Origin of the sequence: Pseudomonas saliphila (genome assembly GCF_008638345.1) — a bacterium.
Classification (GTDB): Bacteria; Pseudomonadota; Gammaproteobacteria; order Pseudomonadales; family Pseudomonadaceae; genus Halopseudomonas; species Halopseudomonas saliphila.
In genome coordinates, this window is the sequence record NZ_VTVA01000001.1 from 156,809 (window position 1) to 181,523 (window position 24,715).

Consider the following 24,715-nt stretch of genomic DNA (forward strand, 5'->3'; position numbering starts at 1 on the left):
TTATTACGCTAGCTGTACTAATGTCTTCACATATCAATATGCCTCGCACCTGATACGCGAAAGGCAAATACAAAAACAACAATGTAGGGCCCGCTCATGAAATCTGATCTGATGAGTTCGTTTTCAATTGTCATCATCCCGCTGGTTCTTCTGGTTGCGCTGAGCGTCGGCGCGATGCATCGCAGTGAAACGATCAATCCCCATAGCGCGAAGGCATTTACATGCAGCGTCTCCTGTACATTGAACCCAGGAAACTGGTTCTAGAATTCAGGACTGAGGTTAGTGAAAATCCCGGCTGCGCACATCCAGGCCATCGAGCATTGGAGTGAGATCCGACAGGTGATGAGCAATGACATGAATCACCCCCTTCTCGGTTTCCAGCCGGCCTTTTACCTGCATCAACCGTGAACCAACCAGCTCCCTGCGTTGGCGTTCGCCCAGATCGTGCCAGACCACCACATTGATCATGCCGTACTCGTCTTCCAGGGTAACGAAGATCACGCCGCTGGCCGTACCGGGCTTCTGCCTGCCGGTTACCAGGCCTGCCACCACTACCGGTCGTCCATGCTCAAGCTGTTTCAACTCCTTTGAACTACGGCAGCGCCTGGCTTTCAGTTGCCTGCGCAGCAGACTCAACGGATGCGGCCCCAGGGTTGTGCCGGTGGTAGCGTAATCAGCATGAATGTCTTCGCCTACCTGCGGCAACGGCAGCGCAACGCCAGCCTCTTCCGTAGCGGGCTGTCCAGCAAACAGCGGTAATTGCGGCTCCACGCCGGCTACTGCCCAGCGCGCCTTATGCCTGTGACCAGCCAGCCCGCGCAGTGCACCCGCATCGGCCAGCAATTCCCGGGCGCGATTATCCAGACGGCAGCGTTGGATCAGATCAGTCGTATCCGAGAAGGCTCTATCAGCGCGAACGCACATGATGCGCTGAGCATCCTCTTCGCGAAAACCGCGCACCATGCGCAGCCCCAGCCGTATGGCTAGTTCGCCTCCGCGCCCCGGCTCCAGCGTGCAATCCCACTCGCTGTTTCGGGCATCCACGGGAAAGGTCTCGATGCTATGTCGCCGCGCATCCTGCAGCAGTTGATCCGGGCTATAAAAACCCATGGGCCAGCTGTTGATCAGTGCGCAGATAAAGGCCGCCGGTGCATGACATTTCAGCCAGCAGCTGGCATAGGTCAACAGGGCAAAACTGGCCGCATGGGATTCAGGGAAGCCGTAGCTGCCGAACCCCTTGATCTGCTCAAAAATGCGCGAGGCGAACTCCTGTGTATAGCCGCGTGCAAGCATGCCTTCAGTCAGGCGTTTCTGATGCGGTTCTAGACCACCCAGGCGTTTCCAGGCGGCCATGGAACGGCGCAGCTGATCTGCCTCGCCAGGCGTATACCCCGCCGCCACGATGGCCAGCTCCATCACCTGTTCCTGAAATAACGGCACGCCCAGGGTGCGTTCGAATACCTGACACAACGCCTCGGATGGATAGGTCACCGGCTCTTCACCGTTTCGCCGGCGCAGATAGGGATGCACCATATCGCCGACGATCGGGCCAGGGCGGACAATCGCCACTTCGATGACCAGATCGTAAAAGGTCCTGGGTTTGAGTCGCGGCAGCATGGCCATCTGGGCCCGCGATTCGATCTGGAATACCCCGACGGTATCGGCCCGACTAATCATCTCGTAGGTAGCTGTATCCTCAGCAGGAATAGTCGCCAGCGTCAGATCCCGTCCGCGATGCAAACGCAGCAGATCAAAGGTCCGGCGCAGTGCGCTGAGCATGCCCAAGGCCAGGATATCCACCTTGAGCAGGCCGACCGCATCCAGATCATCCTTGTCCCATTGAATGATGGTGCGGTCATCCATGGCCGCGTTCTCAACCGGCACCAGGGTTTCCAGAGGCTGTTCGGAAATTACGAAACCGCCAGGGTGCTGGGAAAGATGCCGCGGAAAGCCGACAAGCTCGGCCGCCAGTGTCAATACCCGGTGCAACACGGGATTAGCCGGATCGAAGCCCGCCTCACGGAGCCGCTCTTCGGAGGGCACCTTACTGCTCCACTTGCCGCAACACTCAGCCAGGGCGCTTATCTGATCGGGCGGTAAGCCCAGCGCCTTGGCCACATCCCGGATTGCCCCCGCGCCGCGATAACTGGAAGCTACCGCAGTGAGCGCAGCGCGGCGTCGCCCATAACGGTTGAATACATACTGGATGACTTCTTCGCGCCGATCGTGCTCGAAATCCACGTCGATATCCGGCGGCTCGTTGCGTTCCTTCGATATGAACCGCTCAAACAGCATATTCATGCGAGCTGGATCGATTTCGGTGATACCCAGCGCGAAACAGACGGCCGAATTGGCCGCCGAGCCGCGGCCCTGACAGAGAATATGGCGACTGCGGGCGAAACGGACGATGTCGTGCACCGTCAGGAAATAACTCTCGTAGTGCATGTCCGTGATCAGGGCGAGCTCCGCCTCGATTTGTTGAAGCACTTTATCGGCCGCACCCTTGGGCCAACGCCAGCGCATGCCCTCCTCTGTCAGTTTGCGTAACCAGGAGGCGGCGGTCTGGCCCTCCGGGACCAGCTCACGGGGGTATTGATAACGCAACTGGCCGAGGTCGAAGGTGCAGCGCTCGGCAATAAGCAGGGTTTCGGCTAACAATGACGCTGGATAAAGCTCCGGCAGCAGCAAGGTCGATCGCAAATGCCGCTCGCCATTGGCAAACAGATGCTGCCCGGCTTCGGCTACCGTGCAGTGATGCCGGATGGCGGTCATGGTGTCCTGCAGAGCGCGACGCCCGCGGGCGTGCATATGCACATCGCCGGCCGCCACCGGGGGAATCTCCAGAGACTGCGCAAGAGCCAGCAATTGATTCAGCCGCTGCGTATCATCCGGGCCGCGATGCAATTCAACCGCTAGCCACAAACGATCGGCAAAGCGCTGTTTGAGCCAGTGCCCCGTTTCAAGGTCAGGTTGCTGCCCGGGAATCCATAGCGCCAGCAGGCCGGTAAGTGACTCATCGAAATCCTCCCGCTGCACCTTGTATTCACCTTTTGGCGCACGCCGGCGGGCAAGGGTAATGAGTCGGCACAGGTTCTGATAACCCTGAATATCCTCCACCAGCAGCACCAGTTTTAGTCCTGCATCGACGCGCATTTCACTGCCGATTATCAGGGGTACGCCGGTTTGCCGGGAGGCCTGCCAGGCGCGAACAATGCCCGCCAGGGTGCATTCATCAGTAATCGCCAATCCGCGATAGCCGTGCACCTTCGCCCGTTCAAACAATTCCAGCGCGCTGGAAGCGCCGCGCTGAAAACTGAAATTGGACAGGCAATGCAACTCGGCATAGTCGCTCATGCGAACCACCCATGCAGCACTAATGGCCCGGTGTCCCCCACCCGTCGATAGCCCCAGGCCAGCTGACCGGATTGGGTTTCCAGCAGGTAATAATCCCGGCGGACATCGCCGCCATCCCACCAACCCGACTCGATGCGTTCAGGGCCTGCCAGGATCTGGAACCCGGAAAATTGCATTGCAACCGGCTCATTCAATAACCAGCCGGGACGCAGCCCTTGAATCCGGGTAGCAGCAGCCTGCCCGGCCTGGTTGCCGGTCTGCCATGCCCGCTCTGGCCGATGATCGGCTTGCTGCTGCAGCCCCGTAACCGCGTTATCCCCAAGCCGGGCCCGCAGGCGTTCGCGCAGCTGTTCCCAGGGCAGCGATTGCTGCGGGCGCTCGGTAAAGAGCTCGCGATACTCCGGTACAAAAACAGGTAAATCCCGGGCAATCAGCCGCAGCGCCAGCACCGGTTCAGGCAACTGCAGCTGTTCAAGCCGGCCGCGGGTCAGTTCAAACAGCATGGACGGCTCACGCTCGATACTCAGCAGACCGATGGGCAGCAGCGTGTCATTCCGGCCCCGATGCTCCATGTGCAGGGTAAATCGCTGCACCCCACTGTCTCGACCCGCCAGATAGGCGGCTAGGTCAGCAATCAGGCGGCGCAGGGGAAACAGCAGTGCCTGATGGGACTCGACTTCGAAATTCAATTCGATACGGCTGTCGAAGAAATCTGGCGGGGCATAACAATCCAGTGCCAGATGCCGAGCACCCAGCAGGGTATCGACATGCATGAGCACTTCCTTGCTGAAACGCCGCGCAATGCTGTCGCGGGGCAATGTCAGGATGTGCCCGAAGAGCCTGATACCCATTCGCGAAAACGCGGTGGCAGCGCTGCGCTCCAACCCCAGACGATCGACCGGCATCTGGGCAAGAACCTTTTGCAGCTGCTCATCATTAACGGCTAATCCATCATGACTATTCACCAGGGCTCGCGCCGCCGCGGCATTGGGCGCCACCACGATCCGGTGCTGAAAGCCCAGCGCGGTCAGCTCCTGGCGCAGCAGCGCCTCAAAGCGCGGCCAGGGGCCAAACAGGCTGTAACTGGATTGCACTTCAACCAGCAAGGCACGCGGATAATGCACGCTGACATGCGAACTGAAGCGATACGCCCAGGCAGCCAGAAATTGATGCCAGCGTTCGATGTCGGCCGAATCGTATTCCGCCGTGGCGAAGGCGTGGGTTATAGCGTGGGCGGCGGTCAGGGATTGGCCAGACCGCAAGCCAAGCTCGCGGGCCGCGGAATTCATAGTCTGCAACACGCGACGCTGGGCCGAGCCACTCAGCAATACCAGTGGCGCATCCGCATCAGCGCGGGCCCGGAGGACAGCGTCCAATGCCAATTGCGGAAAGAGAATACAAGCCCAGCGCATAATGAATTCTCAATGCCACGCGGCGAAAGGAACCGGCGTAACGGGCGCGATACCGCCCCGGCATTTGAGCACGCGCAACTGGTTGGTCGCCGACTCGACTAACAGGCGCAGCGCGGCGGGGGAAGGATTCACTGCCTCCTCGGCCGGGCGATAGGCAAAGGCCAGGGTTTGGCCGGATTCGGCGGCCACCTGTAACCGTCGCATGGCGCGATCGTTCGCCCGCTGCGGCCAACACAGCACGGCACCACAGCATCCAGAACGCAGGCACTGCTCGGCCGCCCAAAGCGCTTCTGTTCCCTGGGTGTTAACGATTATCAGGTGGCGCAAATCGATCCCTGCTGCGTGCCAGGCCGGCGCAAAGGGCACATGGGGCGGCGCTACAAGTACCACCTTTTCTCCCGCCTGGGTCAGACGCGCCAGCATCGGCCATAACAGTCGCAGCTCACCTGTGCCCTCCGCCTGAATCAGAATTTCACTCAGCGCAGCCAGGGGCCAGCCGCCAGAGGGCAACATTGCATCCAGCTGCGCATTCCCGGTGGGATGACCGCTACGGAGGGTGCTGATGTGCCGGCCTTTCCAGATCCGGCGTTGATCCAGCAGAGCATCCAGCGCTACGATAGCACCCATCAGTACGCCCCACGCATGGCATCAGCGCGCAGCAGATCAAGAGTGAAATGAGGAATCAAGCGAAGCATACAGACCACCTTTTTACTGTATATGCATACAGCATATTCAGGGGGAGTCTACGGGTCAATCTGAATTCGGGCAAGTGGATGAGCGGCCCAGAATCTATTCACTATGGCTCACGCTGAACGCGGCCACCTGGGGGTGTCGTGCGCCTGCGCGACGTTTCTGGTTCTCAAATATGCACATTGTAGAGCTCGAACGCAGCCCGGGGCGCTAGAGGCCCCCGGGCAAACTGAAGGCAGGAGTCAATCGTTATCAGATAGCTTAGTGGCGGCAAGCCAATCCAGATCTTCGGGGCGGGTGACCTTGATGTTGTCAGCACGCCCCTCGACCAGCAGCGGCGCCTGACCGGCCCACTCCATTGCAGAGGCCTCATCGGTGATAGTCGCCCCAGCAGCCAGCGCACCGGACAAGGCGGTGCGCAGTGCATCCAGGCGAAACATCTGTGGCGTATAGGCTTGCCAGAACAGCGAGCGATCCGGCGTGGCCGTCACCCGGCGATCGGCGCCAGCCTGCTTGAGGGTATCGCGCACTGGCACAGCCAACAGACCGCCTACCGGATCGTCCGCCAGCGTTGCCAATAGTCTGTGCAAATCGGTCACGGCCAGATTGGGACGGGCCGCATCATGTACCAGTACCCAATCATCAGGCTTTGCGCCCAGAGCAGCCAACACGTCCAGGCCATTCAAGACCGAATCGGCGCGCTCTCGCCCGCCTGGGGCGATACGAATCCGCATGTCTTGTGCACAGGGTAGTTCAGGCCAGTAGGGATCATCTTCAGCCAGGCTGACGACCAGCCCCTGCAGACCGGGCTGGTTCAGAAAGCAATCAAGGGTATGCTCTATGAGGCTGCGACCAGCCAGGGGGAGGTATTGCTTGGGACGGTCCGCCTGCATGCGCGAGCCGATACCGGCGGCGGGGATGACGACCCAGAACGGCAGATCACTCATTCGTCACTCGGAACTCAATTGATACAGCGTCTCGCCATCGCGGATCATGCCGAGTTCTTTCCTGGCGCGTTCCTCGATGGTTTCCAGACCCTGCTTGAGCTCGATCACCTCGGCAGTCAGTACGCGATTACGCTCCAGCAACTGCTCGTTCTCACGTTTCTGCTCGGCGATCTGCTGGCTGAGCTGGGTGACATGCGCCAGGCTACCCTCGCCTACCCACAAACGATATTGCAGGCCAGCCAGCATTACCAGTGCAATTACCCAGAGCCACTTCACGTATTGTCGCCTCCCATGGCGTTACTTATTCTGCGCCCGTTGCCAGCCTACCAGTCTCTGAACCAGGAACACGAGCCAGAAACGACGAGGCGCTGAACAATGCCAGCGCCCGTCAGGTGTCGTCAAGGATCAGCAATCAGCCACGAAACTCGGCACGGCCCCTGTACGGCGCAGCGCCGTCCAGTTGCTCTTCGATACGCAGCAACTGGTTGTACTTGGAGACGCGATCGGAACGGCACAGCGAACCGGTCTTGATCTGACCAGCGGCAGTACCCACCGCCAGATCAGCAATGGTGTGATCCTCGGTTTCACCGCTGCGGTGTGAGATGACCGCGGTATAACCAGCCGCTTTGGCCATCTGGATGGCTTCCAGCGTTTCGGTCAGCGATCCGATCTGGTTGAACTTGATCAGAATCGAATTACCGATGCGCTTGTCGATGCCTTCCTTGAGGATCTTGGTGTTGGTAACAAACAGGTCGTCACCCACCAGCTGAACCTTGGACCCGATCTTGTCAGTCAGGACTTTCCAGCCGTCCCAGTCGGATTCATCCATGCCGTCTTCAATGGAAATGATTGGGTGACGCTCGGTAAGACCCGCCAGATAATCGGCGAAACCGGCGGCATCAAACACCTGACCTTCACCTGCCAGATCGTATTTGCCGTCCTTGTAGAATTCGCTGGAGGCGCAATCCAACGCCAGGGTAACGTCGTCACCCAGCGTATAGCCGGCATTCGCTACGGCTTCGGCAATCGCGCTCAGCGCATCTTCATTGGATGCCAGGTCTGGCGCAAAGCCGCCCTCATCACCCACCGACGTGCTCAGGCCGCGGCCTTTCAAAACAGCCTTGAGATGATGGAAAATTTCGGCGCCCATCCGCAGGGCATCAGCGAAGGATTTCGCACCCACCGGCTGCACCATGAATTCCTGAATGTCGACGTTGTTATCGGCATGCTCGCCGCCATTGATGATGTTCATCATCGGCACCGGCATGCTGTACTGACCGGGCGTGCCGTTCAGATCGGCGATATGCGCGTACAAAGGCACGCCTTTAGACTGTGCCGCTGCCTTGGCCGCAGCCAGGGAGACCGCGAGAATGGCATTGGCACCCAGGTTGGCCTTGTTCTCGGTTCCATCAAGGTCAATCATGGCGCGGTCCAGACCGGCTTGATCCACTACGTCGCGGCCGACCAGCAATTCACGGATAGGGCCATTGATATTGGCGACAGCCTTGAGCACACCCTTGCCCATATAACGGCACTTGTCGCCGTCTCGCAGTTCCAGCGCTTCACGGGAACCTGTCGAGGCCCCGGACGGCGCACAGGCGCTACCGATGATGTTTCCGTCGAGAATGACATCTGCTTCAACGGTCGGATTGCCGCGCGAATCCAGCACTTCACGACCCTTGATATCAATGATTTTCGCCATGTTTGCTACGTGCTCCATTTAATCGTCCGAGAATAGATCAGCTACTGCGCGACAAGTTCAAGCGGTCTCGAGAACCGCGAAGCTTTTGACCAGATCATCAAGCTGTTTGAGTTGCGAAAGAAAAGGTTCAAGCTTGTCCAGGCGCAGGGCACAGGGACCATCGCACTTGGCATTATCGGGATCCGGATGCGCTTCCAGAAACAGGCCGGCCAGCCCCTGGCTCATGCCCGCCTTGGCCAGATCGGTTACCTGAGCGCGGCGTCCACCGGCAGAATCACTGCGCCCGCCGGGCATCTGCAATGCGTGGGTTACATCGAAGAACACCGGGTAGCCCATCTGTTTCATGATGCCGAAACCGAGCATGTCCACGACCAGATTGTTGTAGCCAAAGCTGGACCCGCGCTCGCACAGTATCAACCGATCATTACCGGCTTCTTCACACTTGGTGAGGATGTGCTGCATTTCCTGCGGCGCCAGGAACTGCGCCTTCTTGATATTGATCACGGCCTTGGTTTTAGCCATGGCAACCACCAGATCCGTCTGGCGCGACAGGAAGGCCGGCAACTGGATGATGTCGCAGACCTCGGCCACCGGCGCGGCCTGATGCACCTCGTGAACGTCAGTAATCACCGGCACATTGAAGGTGCGCTTGATCTCCTCGAAGATCTTCAGTCCCTCTTCCATGCCGGGGCCACGGAAGGAGTTGATCGAGGAGCGATTGGCCTTGTCGAAACTGGCCTTGAATACGTAGGGAATACCCAGTTTGCTGGTTACTTCCACATACGTCTCGCAAATACGCATCGCCAGATCGCGGGACTCGAGTACGTTCATGCCACCGAACAGCACAAAGGGCTTGTCGTTGGCGATGTCGATGGTGCCGACCTGCACTGTCTTCTGGGTCATCGGTAGTCCTCAGGCCTTGGCCTTGTCCGCCTTTTGGGCCAGCGCCGCATTAACGAAACCACTGAACAAGGGGTGGCCATAACGTGGCGTAGAAGTGAATTCCGGGTGGAACTGGCACGCTACAAACCACGGGTGGTCGCCCACTTCGATGACCTCAACCAGCGCGCCATCAACCGAGCGGCCGGTAACCTTGAGACCACCTGCCTGCAGTTCGGGCAACAGATTATTGTTGACCTCGTAGCGGTGGCGATGACGCTCGACAATGACGTCCTTGCCGTAGCATTCATGGGCAAGCGAGCCGGGTTCCAGTGCGCATTCCTGCCCGCCGAGGCGCATGGTGCCGCCCAGATCAGAGGCTTCATCGCGTAATTGCTTGTCGCCAGTGGCGGTCTGCCACTCGGTAATCAGGCCCACCACCGGATGGGTGCTGGTCTTGTCGAATTCGGTGGAGTTGGCGTCATTCCAGCCAAGTATGTGCCGTGCATACTCGATCACTGCCACCTGCATGCCGAGACAGATGCCCAGATAGGGGATCTTGTTCTCGCGGGCATAGCGCACGGTGGCAATCTTGCCCTCCACGCCGCGCTGGCCGAAGCCGCCCGGCACCAGAATGGCATCCACATCCGCAAGCAGCTCAGTGCCCTTCAGTTCGATGTCTTCTGAATCGATATAGCGCAGGTTGACCTTGGTTCGACTCTGGATGCCGGCATGACTGATGGCTTCGATCAGCGACTTGTAAGCTTCCAGCAGCTCCATGTACTTGCCGACCATGGCGATGGTCACTTCCTTGTCCGGATACAGCTTGGCATCGACCACGCGATCCCATTCGGACAGGTCAGCCTGGCGACATTCCAGGCCAAAGCGTTCGACCACAATATCGTCCAGTCCCTGCGCATGCAGGGCGGATGGAATACGGTAGATACTGTCGAGGTCTTCCAGGCCGATCACCGCGCGTTCTTCCACGTTGGTGAACAGCGCGATCTTGCGGCGCGAGGACAGATCAATCGGGTGATCGGAGCGGCAGATCAGCACGTCAGGCTGCAAGCCAATGGAGCGCAGCTCCTTGACCGAGTGCTGGGTCGGCTTGGTCTTGGTCTCACCGGCAGTCGCGATATACGGCACCAGCGTCAGATGCATGAGCATGGCGCGCTTGGCACCCACTTCAATGCGCAGCTGACGGATCGCCTCGAGGAACGGCTGGGATTCGATATCGCCGACGGTACCGCCAATCTCCACCATGGCCACGTCGGCATCGCCGGCGCCCTTGATGATGCGATCCTTGATTTCGTCGGTGATGTGCGGAATCACCTGGATGGTCGCGCCGAGATAGTCACCGCGCCGCTCCTTGCGCAGAACGTGTTCATACACGCGGCCAGCGGTGAAGTTATTGGCGCGGGTCATGGTCGCGTTAATGAAGCGCTCATAATGGCCCAGATCGAGATCGGTCTCGGCGCCGTCATGGGTGACAAAGACTTCACCGTGCTGGAAGGGACTCATGGTGCCCGGATCCACATTGATATAGGGATCGAGCTTGAGCATGGTGACCTTCAGTCCCCGCGCTTCAAGGATCGCCGCCAATGATGCCGAGGCGATGCCCTTACCCAATGAAGATACAACACCACCCGTGACGAAGATGTAGCGCGTCATGAAAAACCCGTAGATTGAACTGTTAGGCGGTCGCGACCGCAGGGAATCGAAGGGAGACCAAAGTCTCGTCAAGATGGGAAGTCAGGATACCAGACGCCCCCGGTTTGCTCAATCCGAAAGCACCGACTCTGGCAGGCCCCACAGCTTCGCCACGCGGGACCTCAGGGTAGCGACACCTGCGCGGCTGGCTGCCATTCGAGTCGCCAGCCAGATTGATCGTCGTTGACGCTGAACGCCTCGGCATTCCAGCGCCCGGCCACCGACACCAGCTCACCGTCACAAAACAATAACGGCACCGCAGGACGCAACCACGCAGGGATACCCGCTTCCTGAAACAGTTGCTTGAGCGACCGATGGGGTCGCCCGGTCAGCTTGAGACGTTCACCACCCTGGCGGTAACCAATATGCCAGTTACCCGGACGATAGCTGATGCCGCCCTGGGCCTGCCGCATGCACAACACACCGTTACCACCGGCCAGCAGCGTATCGCCGAACGCCGCCAACGGCTGCGACACGCCGGCAGCAACACCGGTGATCGGTTGCTGCCACAGGTGTCCGGCGGAGCGACGCAGCTGATAATCGTCAATCTGCACCACGGGCTGGCTGTCGTCTGCCGCGCCGAGCTGATCGAGCACCGCGGCAGACTGCCGATGGTCGGGCGTGCGCTTGCCATGCAGCTGCAACCAGTAGCGCAGCAGGTTGTTCTGCCGGGCTGGAGACAGCGATAGCAGTACATCAAGCTGTAACGCCGACCAGGGCTGTAACCAGGGATCTGCAGCGCATAGCTGCGCGCGCTCAAGGTCCTCGGCCGCCCGCTCATCGAGCAGACTGTTGGCCTCGGCCACATGCTCAACCAGGCGCATCAGACTGGCATCCACCATCGGCCAATGCTGACGCAATACCGGCAATATTTGATGTCGCAGAGTAGTACGAGCGAACCGTGCGTCGGTATTTGCCGGATCGTCAATCCAGCGCAGTGCCTGCTGCTGAGCCCAGACCTCGAGCTCGCTGCGGGGCCAGCCAAGCAGCGGCCGGAATAACTGACCGCTTCCCAGCTGGCGGCGGGGCGGCATGCCGGTCAACCCGCGCAAGCCAGTGCCTCGCACGAGACGAAACAAGAGTGTCTCCAGCTGATCATCCAGATGATGCGCCAGCAACAACACATCCTCCGGCCCGATGAGCGAGGCGAAAGCCTCATAGCGCGCGTTGCGCGCAGCGGCTTCGATGCTGGCACCCGGCTCGAGCTGGACGTGTTTGATGTGCAGTGAAATATTGCGCAGGGCGCATTGCTGCTCGCAATGCTCAACCCATTTATCGGCAAGCGGATGTAGGCCGTGGTGCACATGAATGGCGACCACGGGGGGTAGAGAGTGAATCTTGCCCAGCTGCGTCAGCGCCTCGAGCAACACCATCGAGTCCAGACCGCCAGACAGCCCCAGCCACCAGACCGGAGCTTGCGCGCAGTGCGCCAATTGCTCATGCAGCGCCTGCGGGGTGAACATGATTACTTGATGCCGAAAGCCATCAGGCGATCATAACGGCTGTCGAGTAACGCCTCGGGCGAATAATTATCCAGCGCCGCCAGCTCAGCGAGCAACTGCGCCTTGATCCGCGCTGCCATTTCCTCCGGCTGGCGATGTGCCCCACCCAACGGCTCAGGGATCAGATTATCCACCAGACCCAGCTCCTTCAGGCGCGCAGCGGTGATGCCCATGGCTTCGGCGGCTTCAGCAGCCTTCTCGGACTTCTTCCACAGAATCGACGCACAACCCTCGGGCGAAATCACCGAATACGTCGAATACTGCAGCATCATCAACCGGTCACAGACGCCAATTGCCAGCGCCCCACCCGATCCGCCTTCGCCAATCACCGTCGATATGATAGGCGTCTTCAGGCGCGACATGATCTGCAGGTTCCAGGCGATCGCCTCACTTTGGCCGCGCTCTTCAGCATCGATGCCCGGATAGGCGCCGGGGGTGTCGATGAACGTCAGAATGGGCATCTTGAAGCGTTCTGCCAACTGCATCAGGCGGCAGGCCTTGCGATAGCCCTCTGGCTTGGGCATACCGAAGTTGCGGCGGACCTTCTCTTTTACCGCGCGGCCTTTCTGGTGACCGATAACCATAACCGGGCGGTCATCCAGACGTGCCATACCGCCGACAATCGCCGCGTCATCCGCGAAATGCCGGTCGCCGTGCATTTCTTCGAAATCGGTAAAGATGTGCTGAATATAATCCAGCGTGTAGGGACGCTGCGGATGCCGCGCCATTTGCGCGACCTGCCAGCTGGACAGATTGGAGAAGATGCTCTCGGTGAGCGACTTGCTCTTGTCCTGAAGCCGGGTGATCTCATCGGTGATATTCAGCGAATTATCAGTACCGACCAATCTCAGCTCTTCAATCTTGGCCTGCAGATCGGCAATGGGGTGTTCAAATTCAAGGTAATTCTGACTTTTGCTCATAGGCGTACATCATCCGCGTGGCCCATGCTGGGCATTCAATTTTTTGCGTTACCTTACGGGAATGCCTGACCTGCGTCGAGCAGGCCGGCGGCCGAGGTCGCGGTTATCTGTAGTGCAAAGAGACGCTGTCTTTTCCCAACTGGTCACGCAGACTCTGGACCAGCTCGTCTGCGGGTTCAACTTTCCAGTTATCTCCCAATTTGAGCAGCGCAGTAGCGTCGCAACGCTGAAAATCGATGGTGACCGCACAACCCCCTTTGTGTTTCTGTAGCAGTCCGGCCAGATGTGACAGGCAATCGGGGCCGTGCCGCTGCGTATCCATCCTGATACGGACGCTGTCTAGCAGGTTGGTGCGCGCATCCTCCAGACTCATGACGCGCTTGGCACGCATGCGCAGTCCACCGGAGAAATCATCCTGGGCGACCTCGCCTTCCACCACCAGCAAGGCATCCTTCTGCAACAGTGACTGGGCGGCCTGGAACGCCTCCGCAAATAGCGAAACCTCAATGCGGGCGGAACGGTCATCCAGCGTCACAAAACCGACCTTGTCACCGCGCTTGCTCTTCATCACCCGCAGATCAAATACCAGGCCTGCAATAGTCTGACTCTCGCGAGAGGGTTTAAGGTCAATAATTCGCTGGCGGGCAAACCGCCGCACTTCTTTCTCGTACTCGTCGATCGGGTGACCCGTCAGATACAGGCCGAGGGTTTCCTTTTCCCCGCGCAGACGCTCCTTGAAGCTCCACTCGCGCACTTTGCGATAATGCTCGAACACATCACGATCGGCGGAAGGTCCGAGTAACTCGCCAAACAGGTCGTCGTGTCCACTGCTTGCGCTCTTTGCAGTCTGTTCGGCTGCCGCCATCGCCTCTTCCATGGCTTCGGCCAACGCCGCACGGTTACGATCCACCTGCTTGAGATAGACCGCCTGTTCGGTATCAAAGAATGGACCCATCGAATCCAGTGCGCCGCTACGGACCAGTGCGTCCATCACCCGCTTGTTGATCCGCTTGAGATCCACCCGTGCACAGAAATCAAACAGATCGGTGAAGGGCCCACCGGCGCGGCGAGTCTGCACGATGGTTTCCACCGGCCCTTCGCCCACGCCCTTGATAGCGCCGAGACCATAAACCACCGCGCCCGATTCATCTACCGTGAACTTGTACTCCGACAGGTTGACGTCCGGCGACTTCATCCGCAGCTTCATGCTGCGACACTCTTCGATCAGCGTGACGACCTTGTCGGTATTGTGCATATCTGCCGACAACACCGCGGCCATGAAGGCAGCCGGATGGTGCGCCTTGAGCCAGGCGGTCTGATAGGAGACCAGACCATAGGCCGCCGAGTGCGATTTGTTGAAACCGTAGCCGGCAAACTTTTCCACCAGGTCAAATATATTACCCGCCAGATCGGCGCTGATGCCGTTGTTCGTACAACCCTCAAGGAAGATCGTCCGCTGCTTGTCCATCTCCTCGGGCTTTTTCTTGCCCATTGCCCGGCGCAGCATGTCCGCACCGCCGAGGGTGTAGCCGGCCATCACCTGCGCAATCTGCATCACCTGTTCCTGATACAGGATGATGCCGTAAGTGGGCTTCAGTACCGGCTCGAGGCCCGCATACTGATAATTCGGGTGTGGGTAGGAGACGATCTCGCGTCCATGCTTACGGTTGATGAAGTCATCGACCATGCCCGATTGCAGCGGACCCGGACGAAACAATGCCACCAGGGCGATCAGGTCCTCCAGACAGTCGGGTTTGAGCTTCTTGATCAGCTCCTTCATGCCGCGGGATTCAAGCTGGAAGACCGCGGTGGTCTCGGCCTTTTGCAGCATGCGGTAGGTCGGCGCATCATCCAGCGGGATGAAGTCAATATTGAGCGGCTCCAGGCCGTTCTTGGCCTGCTCGCGGTTGATGGTGTCCATCGCCCAATCGATAATCGTCAGCGTACGCAGCCCCAGGAAGTCGAACTTCACCAGACCGGCCGCCTCCACATCATCCTTGTCGAACTGGGTCACCAGGCCGGCACCGGCTTCGTCGCAGTACAGCGGCGCGAAATCGGTCAGCTTGGTCGGCGCGATCACCACGCCCCCAGCGTGCTTGCCGACGTTCCGGGTGATGCCCTCCAACTTGCGCGCCATGTCCCAGATTTCCTGGGCTTCCTCGTCCGCAGCCAGAAATTCGCGCAGGATTTCTTCCTGCTCGAAGGCCTTGGCCAGCGTCATGCCGACTTCGAAGGGGATCATCTTCGACAGCTTATCGGCCAGGCCGTAGGACTTGCCCTGCACACGCGCCACGTCCCGCACTACCGCCTTGGCGGCCATGGTGCCGAAGGTAATGATCTGGGATACCGCATCGCGACCATAGGTTTCAGCTACATAATCGATGACGCGGTCGCGCCCTTCCATGCAGAAGTCGATATCGAAGTCGGGCATGGAAACCCGCTCGGGGTTCAGGAAGCGTTCGAACAGCAGGTCATAGGCGAGCGGGTCAAGGTCGGTGATCAGCAACGCGTAAGCCACCAGCGAGCCTGCCCCCGACCCCCGGCCAGGCCCAACCGGCACGCCATTGCCCTTGGCCCACTTGATGAAGTCCATCACGATCAGGAAGTAACCGGGAAAGCCCATCTGGTTGATGATGTCGAGCTCGAAGTTCAGTCGGTCCACATAGACCTGACGGCGCGCATCGTAGTCATCGCTATCCGGCGGCAGTATCAGTTTGAACCGCTCTTCCAGACCTTCGAAGGACACCTGACGGAAGTACTCCTCGATGGTCAAGCCTGCCGGAATGGGGAATTCCGGCAGAAAGTAGGTGCCTAGCTGTACATCGATGTTGCAGCGCGTGGCGATCTCGACGCTGTTTTCGAGTGCTTCAGGAATGTCCGAGAACAACTCGGCCATTTCTGCCGGCGTCTTCAGATACTGCTCTTCGCTGTACTGGCGGACCCGGCGTGGATCGTCCAGCGCTCGCCCTTCACCGATACAGACGCGTGTTTCGTGAGCTTCATAATCCTCGCGCTTGAGGAACCGCACGTCATTGGTGGCAACAACCGGGCAATCCAGTCGCGTCGCCAGCGCAACGGCTGCATGCACATGTTCTTCATCGTTGCGACGACTAGTGCGCTGCAACTCAAGGTAGAAGCGCCCGGGGAACACCCCCATCCAGAAGCTGAGCAATTCATCGGCTTCATGCGGATTGTTGGACAGCAGCGCCTGGCCGATCTCACCTTCCTTCGCGCCGGACAGCGCAATGACGCCTTCGCTGGCTTCAGCGATCCACTCGCGGCGAATGGTAACCAGGCCATTCTTCTGCCCTTCGGTATACCCACGCGAGATCAGTTCGGTGAGGTTGCGGTAACCCGGCCGATCCATAGACAGCAGGGTCATGCGGGTCAGACTGCTCTCGTCATCGCGGCCCACCAGCCAGATATCCACGCCCGAAATCGGCTTGATGCCTGCACCCATGGAGGCCTTGTAAAATTTCACCAGGCTGCACATGTTGTTCTGATCGGTGACTGCCACAGCCGGCATCCCACCCTCGCCCACCGCTTTGATCAACGGTTTGATTCTGACCAGACCATCCACGAGGGAATATTCACTGTGGACGCGCAGATGGACGAAGGAGAAGCTCATTGGTAATCCTGTTTCAGAAGCGGACGGCAAGAGAGCGATTGTAACGGTGGGGGGCGAATCGAGCCAGCGACCTTGGGTCTGGTTTGTCTATCGATGTTCTGCCTCTTATTTCCGCATTCAAGATCGCCGGAGACTTGAAGGTGTGTTTGGGGAGCCAGTCGCTCGCTCCACATCCGCGCCGGATTCCGCAAGACGCCGTGAACCCGTCCCTGGGGGCTTGACGAAAACTTCCCTGTTTTCAACACTTGCTCCATCCGGCACGGATGCGGGCTCGATCAAGCATCGGTGTGGCTAGAAGCATCAAAACCATCAGCCGCACGAAACCAATTCCCCCCTTGGTCAAAGGGGGGCTAGGGGGGATTTAAGCCCTGCGGCAGACGCATCGACCAGGCATCAAGCGCTCGAAACAGCCGTCCTGAAGCCAAGCGCCCGCAAGTTAATCAAATCTTCCTCGCGGCAGCTAACCCCGGATTTACGCCGGAACCAGACTCATCTGTTTCGCGGTCGCGTGAAGATGTGATTTGATATCTGGAGCGGGTCGCCCACCAGCTGCCAGGGTTGCGCAAGACGCCGTGAACCCATCCATGGGGGCTTGGTGAAAACATCCCTGTTTTCAACACTTGCTCCACCCTGACAGCCGGCAGGCTCGGTCGAGCATCCGCGTGATGCGGAGAATAAACCTGGTTTGGGGTGTGCCATCCGGCAACTCAAATATTGATGCGAAGCGAGGCGGCGGGGTTGCGCTGACCGTTTGATGACATGGATGTCATCAGCGAGCTTACAGGGACGTACCTGCAGCGTGTCGGCGCGGCCCTGTCGCCTCGCGCAAGCTCACTCGGTGAATCAGCCAACCAAATCGGTAGCTTCAGATTCCACAGTCAACAACTCGGCGCAAGCATTCTGCAATGAAGACGGCACCACTAGGTCGAGTGCCTCACGCACTGGCGCAAACGATCGTCGATGTATCTCGGTGGCACCCAGCTCTTTCAAGGCAGCCAGATGCTGCACAGTGGGGTAGCCCTTGTTCTGGGCGAGGCCGTAGCCGGGATAGAGCAGGTCCATTTCGACCAGTTCTCGATCGCGCGCGACTTTCGCCAGGATAGACGCGGCGGCGATCGCCGGCACCCGGCTGTCACCCTTGATCACCGGCTCGCTGGGCATGGGCAGGATCGGACAGCGATTGCCGTCGACCAGCACGCGGTCCGGGCGGACCGACAAGCCTGCTACGGCGCGCTGCATGGCGAGCATGGTGGCGTGGAGGATGTTGAGCTCGTCGATTTCCTCGACTTCCGCGCGAGCAATGCACCAGGCCACTGCACGCTCCTGGATCAACGGGAAGAGTGCTTCGCGGCGGGCTTCGGTAAGCTTTTTGGAATCGTTCAGGCCTTCGATCGGGTTCAGCGGATCGAGTATGACTGCCGCGGTGACAACTGCACCACAGAGCGGTCCGCGTCCGACCTCGTCGACGCCAGCGGTGATTTCGCCCTCTGAAATAATCCAGTCCATCACGATCTGATTCATGCCAACTTGCCCTTTTGTTTCAACAGCTCTATCACTGCCTCGGCCGCGGAATGATCTGCATCGCGGCGCAGCATCTGGTGCAGCTTCATGAACTCCGCCTGGGTCTCCTCACGCTCAAGCGTCGGCCCCAGCCGTTCCAGTAATGCAGCGCCCATAGCCTCGGGGCTTGCGTCGTCCTGTAGAAATTCCGGGACCACTTCCCTTTTCGCCAACAGGTTGGGAAGCGACACATGCCCAACCCGAACCAGGCGTTTGAGTATCCGAAAGGTTAACCCAGCCATGCGGTAGGCGACCACCATGGGCCGTTTGAACAGCATGGCTTCAAGTGTTGCCGTTCCTGAGGCGATCAACACCGCGTCGCAGGCAGCGAGTACCTCATGGGCCTGACCGTCGAGCAAGGTGAGCGGCAGATTCAGGCCGCTTTCGGCGATGATATTCTGCATCTGACTTTTACGCTCAGGACTCGCGCAGGGCATGATAAAACGCAACTGGGGTTGGCGCTCAAGGCACCAGGCGGCGGTCTGCAGGAACAACAGGCCGAGCTTGCGCAACTCCCCGTTACGACTACCCGGCATCAGCGCAACGACTCGCATCTCCTCGTCCAGACCCAGCGTGCTGCGCGCGGCGGCTCTATCCGGCTGCAACGGGATCTGATCGGCCAGCGTGTGGCCTATGCAACGTACCGCGACGCCGTGACGCTGATAAACCTCTTCCTCGAACGGAAACAGGGTGAGCATCAGGTCAGTGGATTTGCGGATACCCAGTACGCGTTTCTCGCGCCAGGCCCATACCGAGGGGCTGACGTAATGCACGGTGGGAATGCCCGCCTCTCGCAGCCGCAGCTCTACGCCCAGGGCAAAGTCGGGCGCGTCGATACCAATGAACACATCCGGCTGCTGCTCTTTTAGCCACTCGACGAGATCCTTGCGGATGCGCAGCAACTCTCGCAATCTGCCCAGCACCTCAACCAGCCCCATGACCGACAGCCGCTCCATCGGCACCCGGCTGTGCATGCCTTCGGCAATCATGCGTGGCCCACCGATGCCAATGAACTGCGCATCCGGGTAGTGCTGTTTGAGCGCCCGCATCACCCCCGCTCCGAGGGTGTCGCCGGAGGCTTCACCGGCAACCAGGGCAATACGTAAGGGGGCTTTTCCGGGAGAGGCTGAGCCGACCATGATCAGCGGGTAATGCCGCGGGTCGCCGCCAGAATGGAATCGCGATAGAGCGCGACCTCAGGAAAGGTGTTCGCGCTTTCTTCGATATTCTTCAACGCTTCCTGCAAGGTCAGGCCCTGGCGGTATACCTGCTTGTAGGCGCGGCGCAAGGCAGTCACCACCTCCGGCTGATAGCCGCGACGACGCATACCTTCGAAATTCATGCCGTGTGCGCTGGCCGGATTGCCACCCACCATGACGAAAGCGGGAATATCCTTGAACACGGCGCTGTTGGCCGCACTCATTGACCAGGCACCGATCTGGCAGAACTGGTGGACGGTCGTGTAACCGCCCAGTATGACCCCATCACCGACGTGCACATGGCCAGCGATGGTCGCATTGTTGGCCATGATGATGTTGTTGCCGACCACACAATCATGCGCCACGTGAACATAGGCCATCAGCAGATTATGGCTGCCAATGCTGGTGACGCCGCGATCCTGGACGGTGCCGCGATGGAGCGTACAACCCTCACGGATGACGTTGTGGTCGCCGATTTCCAGACGGGTTGCTTCGCCCTTGTACTTCATGTCCTGACAGTCTTCACCCACAGAGGCGAACTGGAATATCCGGTTCGCCTTGCCGATTGTCGTTGGACCCTTGATCACTACGTGCGGACCAATGACCGTGCCGGCGCCAATTTCGACGTCGGGACCAATAAAGGTCCAGGGGCCAACCTCAACGTCATCGGCGAGCCTGGCAGCAGGATCGACAATGGCCTGGGGGTGAATACCAGTCATACCTTATGTTCCGCGCAAATGATTTCCCCTGAGCAGGCTTCCTTGCCGTCCACCGTCGCACGGCAGGCAAACTTCCAGATCCCGCGGCGATTACTCAGATGCTGTGCTTCGAGCATCAGCTGGTCGCCTGGTACCACTGGCTGACGGAAGCGTAGCTTGTCGGTGCCAACGAAGTAATAGAGGGTTCCTTCATCGCTTTTCACGTTCATCATCTTGAACCCAAGCAGTCCAGCAGCCTGGGCCATGGCCTCAATAATCAACACGCCGGGCATGATCGGGTGCTGTGGAAAATGACCATTGAAGAAAGGTTCATTGACCGAGACATTCTTGTACGCACGGATTTTTCTCGCCTCGAGATCCAGCTCCACCACCCGATCTACCAGCAAAAACGGGTAGCGGTGGGGCAGGTATTCTCGTATTTCATTGATATCCATTAATTTGCATGCCTTGCAGTAATAATTGAGCGCATCCGCGCTGATCAGGATTCAGATGAACCCGAAGTCCCTGGGGTCACCGCAATCAGCTCTTTTTCAAGCTGTTGCACACGCTTGAACATGGAATCCAGCTGCCGGAAGCGTGCGGCGCACTTTCTCCATTCAGCTGCTGGCTGGATTGCGGTACCGGAGGAATAGGCGCCCGGCTCGGTAACCGAACGGGTCACCATTGTCATGCCACTGATGAAAACGTTGTCACATATCTCGATGTGCCCCACCATCCCGACGCCACCGGCAATGGTGCAATACTTGCCGATCCGCGTGCTTCCGGAAATCCCGACACAGGCCGCAATAGCCGTGTGATCGCCGATCTGCACGTTGTGCGCGATCTGAATCTGGTTATCGAGCTTTACGCCGTTTCCGATAGAGGTACTGGACAGGGCACCCCGGTCGATCGTGGTATTGGCCCCGACTTCAACATCATCGCCGATGACCACGCCGCCAATCTGCGCAATTTTTTGCCACTGACCCTGATGATTGGCAAACCCGAACCCCTCAGAGCCAATGACTGCGCCGCCCTGGATCGACACGCGCTCACCGATAATCACGTCGTGATACAGCGTTACCCGCGGGCCCAGCCAACCGCCCTTGCCTATCTTGCTGCGGGCACCCACATAGCAGAGTGCTTCGACTGTCACCCCGGCACCAATCACAGCACCGGCATCGATCACCGCCCCCGGACCAATCGACGCGCCCGGATCCACCTGCGCATCTTCGGCGACAAAGGCCGAAGGATGGACGCCAGGTGCCCGGCGTGGCTTGGGATCGAAGTGATGGGATATACGGGCGTACGCCAGGTAGGGATCGTCGACAACCAATGCATTGCCGCTGAAATCCGTAGCGTCAGCCTCTTTGAGCAATACAGCCTCTGCCTGGGTCGTCCCGAGCATCTTGCGGTAACGGCTGTTAGCGAGAAAGCTTAACTGACCGGGACCGGCATCCTGCAGCGTCGCCAGTCCGTGAATAATGCGTTCGCCATTTCCCACCAAGCGCGCGCCAAGCGTTTCGGCGAGGCGCGCGAGAGTGACTTCAGTCATGACTGCCTCAACGGTTCAGGCGTTCGATCACCTGACGGGTGATGTCAAATTCAGGCTTGACGTCAACCACGGCGCTGCGGTCGATGACCAGATCGTAGTTACCCGAGTTGAGAACTTCTTCAACAGCCTTATCCAGCTTGGGCTTGAGCGAATCAAGCATTTCGCGGTCCGCCGACGCCTTGGACTCGTTCAATTCCTTGGACTGGGTCTGGAACTCACGGGCCTTCTGACGAAATTCAAGCTCAAGCTTTTCAAGCTCGGTCTGATTCAGCTTCTCGCCATCGCGCTTCATGCGCTCCTGCAAACGCTTGGCTTCCGCCTCGAGGTTACGCAGACGTTGGAGCTGGGTGCCGAACTTCTTCTCGGCATCGGCGGAATACTTCTTGGCATCATCCGACTCGAGCAACGCCATCTGATAATCCAGTACCGCTATTTTCATTTCTGCCATGGCCGGAAAAGAGGCCATGGCCATGACTGATATTACGACAACACTGAGAAACTTACGCACTTGACCTACTCCTGGTTATGCTTGGTTTGAGCCGACTTAGAATGTCTGGCCCAGAGTGAATTGGAAGAACTGGGTATCATCTTCGGATTCGTCATTGATTGCCCTACCGAGACTGAAGCCGAGCGGACCGAGCGCGGTCAGCCAGGAAAGGCCGACACCGGCACTGTAGCGAATCTCGCCTGCATCGATATCGCCGCAGCCAGGATTCTCTGCTCCGCCTTCGAACTCCAGATTCGTGGTCGAACAGTTGGTATCGAATACGTTACCGGCATCGAGAAACAGCACGGTGCGTAGCGAGCGTTGATCTTCAACGAAGGGCACCGGGAAGATAAGCTCGGCGCCACCGGTGATTTTCACATTACCACCAAACGGCAGGTGGTCCTTGTCTGGATCGTTGACGTTTGGCGTGCTTCGCGGACCGAGCGAGTTATCGCGGAAGCCGCGTACAGAGCCGATGCCCCCGGCATAGTAATGCTCATAGAAAGGCACCAGCGTCGTTGAGCCATAGCTCTCCGCATAGCCAAGGTTGGTATGCAGTCGCAGCGTCAGGCTGTCAGACATCGGGAAGAACTTCTGTCCACGGTAATCAATCTTGTAGAACGACAGGTCACTACCAGGAATGGTCGTCTCAAGACCCAGCGACTGGGATGAACCACGGTCCGGGAAGACGCCACGGTTCAAGGTCGATTGCGACCAGGAGGCATTGAACTTGAAGTTGGTGAACGAAGTGCCTTCGGTGTTCAGGAAGTTCTGAATCTCGTTAACCGTATAGATACCTTCCTTGATATCGTCCTTCTGCGCGCTCAGGCCGAAGGACAGGCGCGAGGTATCGCTGATCGGATAGCCGATGTTGAAGCCGCCACCGTAGGAGTCCACCGCGTAGCTGGTGAACTCATAGTTCAGCTCGTCATAGTCAGTAGTCCGATAGAAAGCGTTATAGCCGAGACTCACGCCGTCAGCGGTGAAGTACGGGTTCATGAAGCCGAACGACAGAGCGGACTGATATTCAGAACGGTTCGCGCTGAAGCTGACGCGGTTACCCGAACCGAAGAAGTTGTTCTGACTGATCGAGCCACCCAGGATCAGACCCGTGCCCTGGGCAAAACCGACGCTGGCGGTGATCGAGCCGGAGGGCTGTTCTTCCACCGAGTAATTCACGTCAATCAGATCTTCTGAGCCGGGTACCGGAACAGTTTCGACGTCGACCGTCTTGAAGAATCCGAGCCGCTCGAGGCGCACCTTGGAGTCATCAATCAGGTGGGTAGACGCCCAACCGCCTTCCATCTGGCGCATTTCACGACGCAAGACCTCATCGTCAGTCTTGGTATTGCCGCGGAAGTTGATGCGATTGACGTAGGCACGGCTACCCGGGTCGACGACAAAGGTCACCGATACGGTCTGGTCGTCCTCGTTGATCTCGGGAATGCCGTTGACGTTGGCAAAGGTGTACCCCTCATTGCCCAGACGCCGGCTGATCAAGTCAGAACTCGCGGTCATGACCTGACGCGAAAACACCTGGCCAGGCTCGACCAGCAACAGTTTGTTAATTTCTTCCTCGTCGACCACCAGATCACCTGACAGCTTGACCTCATCGACCGTGAAGCGCTCGCCTTCATCGATGTTAACGGTGATGTAGACGTTCTGCTTGTCCGGGGTAATGGATACCTGGGTCGAGGCCACATTCATATTGATGTAGCCACGATCCAGATAGTACGACCGCAGGCGTTCCAGATCGCCGGACAGTTTTTCCCGAGAATACTTGTCGTCGTTGCGGAAGAACGACAACCAGCCGGTCGAGCTCAGCTCGAACAGGTTAACCAGGTCATCGGTTGGATATACGCTGTTACCCACGATGTTCACGTGTTTGATCGAGGCAACCGAGCCTTCATCCACGATGATCTTCAGCGAGACACGGTTGCGCGGCTCGGCGACGACCTCGGTCTCGATATCGGCAGAATAACGGCCCTGCGCGACGTACTGGCGCAACAACTCGTTGCGTACGCCCTCGAGCGTCGCCTGCTGGAATATCTCGCCTTCGGCAAGACCAGCCATGGTCAGGCCGTTGAGCAGATCTTCACTCTTGATCGCCTTGTTACCTTCGAGTTCGATGGACGAGATCGATGGCCGCTCGACGAGCGTGATAACCAGTACGTCATCATCGCGGCCAAGCCGGATATCTTCAAAGAAACCGGTACGGAATAGGGAGCGTGAAGCCTCGACCAGCTCTGGGTCATCGACCTCATCACCAATGTTGAGGGGCAGCGCGGCAAATACGCTGCCAGCTGACACACGCTGCAACCCATTGACGCGAATATCGGAGATCCGGAAAGCATCGGCAAAAACTTCCGGCGCCAGGAGTGTCATCAGTAGCGCGGGCAATAGGTAACGTTTCATGAAATCCGTTCTGACTAACTGTTTATAAATTATCTGCCGCGTACGACAGCTCGAGTAGCT

Annotated in this window: 18 protein-coding genes; all 18 read right to left on the bottom strand. The window is 58.7% G+C overall.

Features of this window, described 5'->3' with window-relative positions:
• Positions 1-279: 279 nt before the first annotated feature.
• Entirely contained in the window at positions 280-3,354 is a 3,075-nt protein-coding gene (locus FHK95_RS00740; RefSeq protein WP_150302673.1) for an error-prone DNA polymerase, read from the bottom strand.
• Positions 3,351-4,766 (bottom strand): Y-family DNA polymerase, encoded by a 1,416-nt coding sequence (locus FHK95_RS00745; RefSeq protein WP_150302674.1) that lies wholly within the window; start codon positions 4,764-4,766, stop codon positions 3,351-3,353. Before FHK95_RS00745 ends, FHK95_RS00740 begins: the two co-directional genes overlap by 4 nt.
• A gap of 9 nt (positions 4,767-4,775) precedes the next feature.
• Entirely contained in the window at positions 4,776-5,393 is a 618-nt protein-coding gene (gene imuA / locus FHK95_RS00750; RefSeq protein ID WP_150302675.1) for a translesion DNA synthesis-associated protein ImuA, read from the bottom strand.
• A gap of 305 nt (positions 5,394-5,698) precedes the next feature.
• Positions 5,699-6,403 (bottom strand): 2-C-methyl-D-erythritol 4-phosphate cytidylyltransferase, encoded by a 705-nt coding sequence (gene ispD / locus FHK95_RS00755; protein WP_150302676.1) that lies wholly within the window; start codon positions 6,401-6,403, stop codon positions 5,699-5,701.
• A gap of 3 nt (positions 6,404-6,406) precedes the next feature.
• Positions 6,407-6,679 (bottom strand): cell division protein FtsB, encoded by a 273-nt coding sequence (gene ftsB, locus FHK95_RS00760; RefSeq protein WP_223825022.1) that lies wholly within the window; start codon positions 6,677-6,679, stop codon positions 6,407-6,409.
• A 136-nt stretch (positions 6,680-6,815) separates the two neighbouring features.
• Positions 6,816-8,105, bottom strand: coding sequence for a phosphopyruvate hydratase (eno, locus tag FHK95_RS00765; protein WP_150302677.1), 1,290 nt, complete (start codon positions 8,103-8,105; stop codon positions 6,816-6,818).
• A 57-nt stretch (positions 8,106-8,162) separates the two neighbouring features.
• Positions 8,163-9,008 carry a 3-deoxy-8-phosphooctulonate synthase gene (kdsA, locus tag FHK95_RS00770; protein WP_150302678.1) on the bottom strand — a complete coding sequence of 282 codons (846 nt, stop codon included), beginning with the start codon at positions 9,006-9,008 and terminating at the stop codon, positions 8,163-8,165.
• A gap of 9 nt (positions 9,009-9,017) precedes the next feature.
• A complete protein-coding gene (locus tag FHK95_RS00775; protein WP_150302679.1) occupies positions 9,018-10,655 on the bottom strand; it encodes a CTP synthase in 1,638 nt (545 codons plus the stop codon).
• 161 nt (positions 10,656-10,816) lie between these two features.
• The gene (gene tilS / locus FHK95_RS00780) at positions 10,817-12,157 is read right to left on the bottom strand and encodes a tRNA lysidine(34) synthetase TilS (RefSeq protein ID WP_150302680.1); all 1,341 of its coding nucleotides are present in this window, start codon (positions 12,155-12,157) and stop codon (positions 10,817-10,819) included.
• Between the two features lie 2 nt (positions 12,158-12,159).
• A complete protein-coding gene (gene accA, locus FHK95_RS00785; RefSeq protein WP_150302681.1) occupies positions 12,160-13,116 on the bottom strand; it encodes an acetyl-CoA carboxylase carboxyl transferase subunit alpha in 957 nt (318 codons plus the stop codon).
• Positions 13,117-13,219: 103 nt separating this feature from the next.
• Positions 13,220-16,744 carry a DNA polymerase III subunit alpha gene (gene dnaE, locus FHK95_RS00790; RefSeq protein ID WP_150302682.1) on the bottom strand — a complete coding sequence of 1,175 codons (3,525 nt, stop codon included), beginning with the start codon at positions 16,742-16,744 and terminating at the stop codon, positions 13,220-13,222.
• A gap of 843 nt (positions 16,745-17,587) precedes the next feature.
• Positions 17,588-18,250: a ribonuclease HII gene (gene rnhB / locus FHK95_RS00795; RefSeq protein ID WP_408003581.1), complete on the bottom strand. Its 663-nt coding sequence runs from the start codon at positions 18,248-18,250 to the stop codon at positions 17,588-17,590.
• 11 nt (positions 18,251-18,261) lie between these two features.
• The gene (lpxB, locus tag FHK95_RS00800) at positions 18,262-19,443 is read right to left on the bottom strand and encodes a lipid-A-disaccharide synthase (protein ID WP_150302684.1); all 1,182 of its coding nucleotides are present in this window, start codon (positions 19,441-19,443) and stop codon (positions 18,262-18,264) included.
• 2 nt (positions 19,444-19,445) lie between these two features.
• Entirely contained in the window at positions 19,446-20,222 is a 777-nt protein-coding gene (lpxA, locus tag FHK95_RS00805) for an acyl-ACP--UDP-N-acetylglucosamine O-acyltransferase (RefSeq protein WP_150302685.1), read from the bottom strand.
• Positions 20,219-20,656, bottom strand: coding sequence for a 3-hydroxyacyl-ACP dehydratase FabZ (gene fabZ, locus FHK95_RS00810; protein ID WP_150302686.1), 438 nt, complete (start codon positions 20,654-20,656; stop codon positions 20,219-20,221). Before fabZ ends, lpxA begins: the two co-directional genes overlap by 4 nt.
• 44 nt (positions 20,657-20,700) lie before the next feature.
• Positions 20,701-21,753 (bottom strand): UDP-3-O-(3-hydroxymyristoyl)glucosamine N-acyltransferase, encoded by a 1,053-nt coding sequence (lpxD, locus tag FHK95_RS00815; protein ID WP_150302687.1) that lies wholly within the window; start codon positions 21,751-21,753, stop codon positions 20,701-20,703.
• Positions 21,754-21,760: 7 nt separating this feature from the next.
• Positions 21,761-22,225 (bottom strand): OmpH family outer membrane protein, encoded by a 465-nt coding sequence (locus tag FHK95_RS00820; RefSeq protein WP_408003582.1) that lies wholly within the window; start codon positions 22,223-22,225, stop codon positions 21,761-21,763.
• Positions 22,226-22,297: 72 nt separating this feature from the next.
• Positions 22,298-24,655 carry an outer membrane protein assembly factor BamA gene (gene bamA / locus FHK95_RS00825; protein ID WP_150302689.1) on the bottom strand — a complete coding sequence of 786 codons (2,358 nt, stop codon included), beginning with the start codon at positions 24,653-24,655 and terminating at the stop codon, positions 22,298-22,300.
• Between the last annotated feature and the right edge of the window lie 60 nt (positions 24,656-24,715).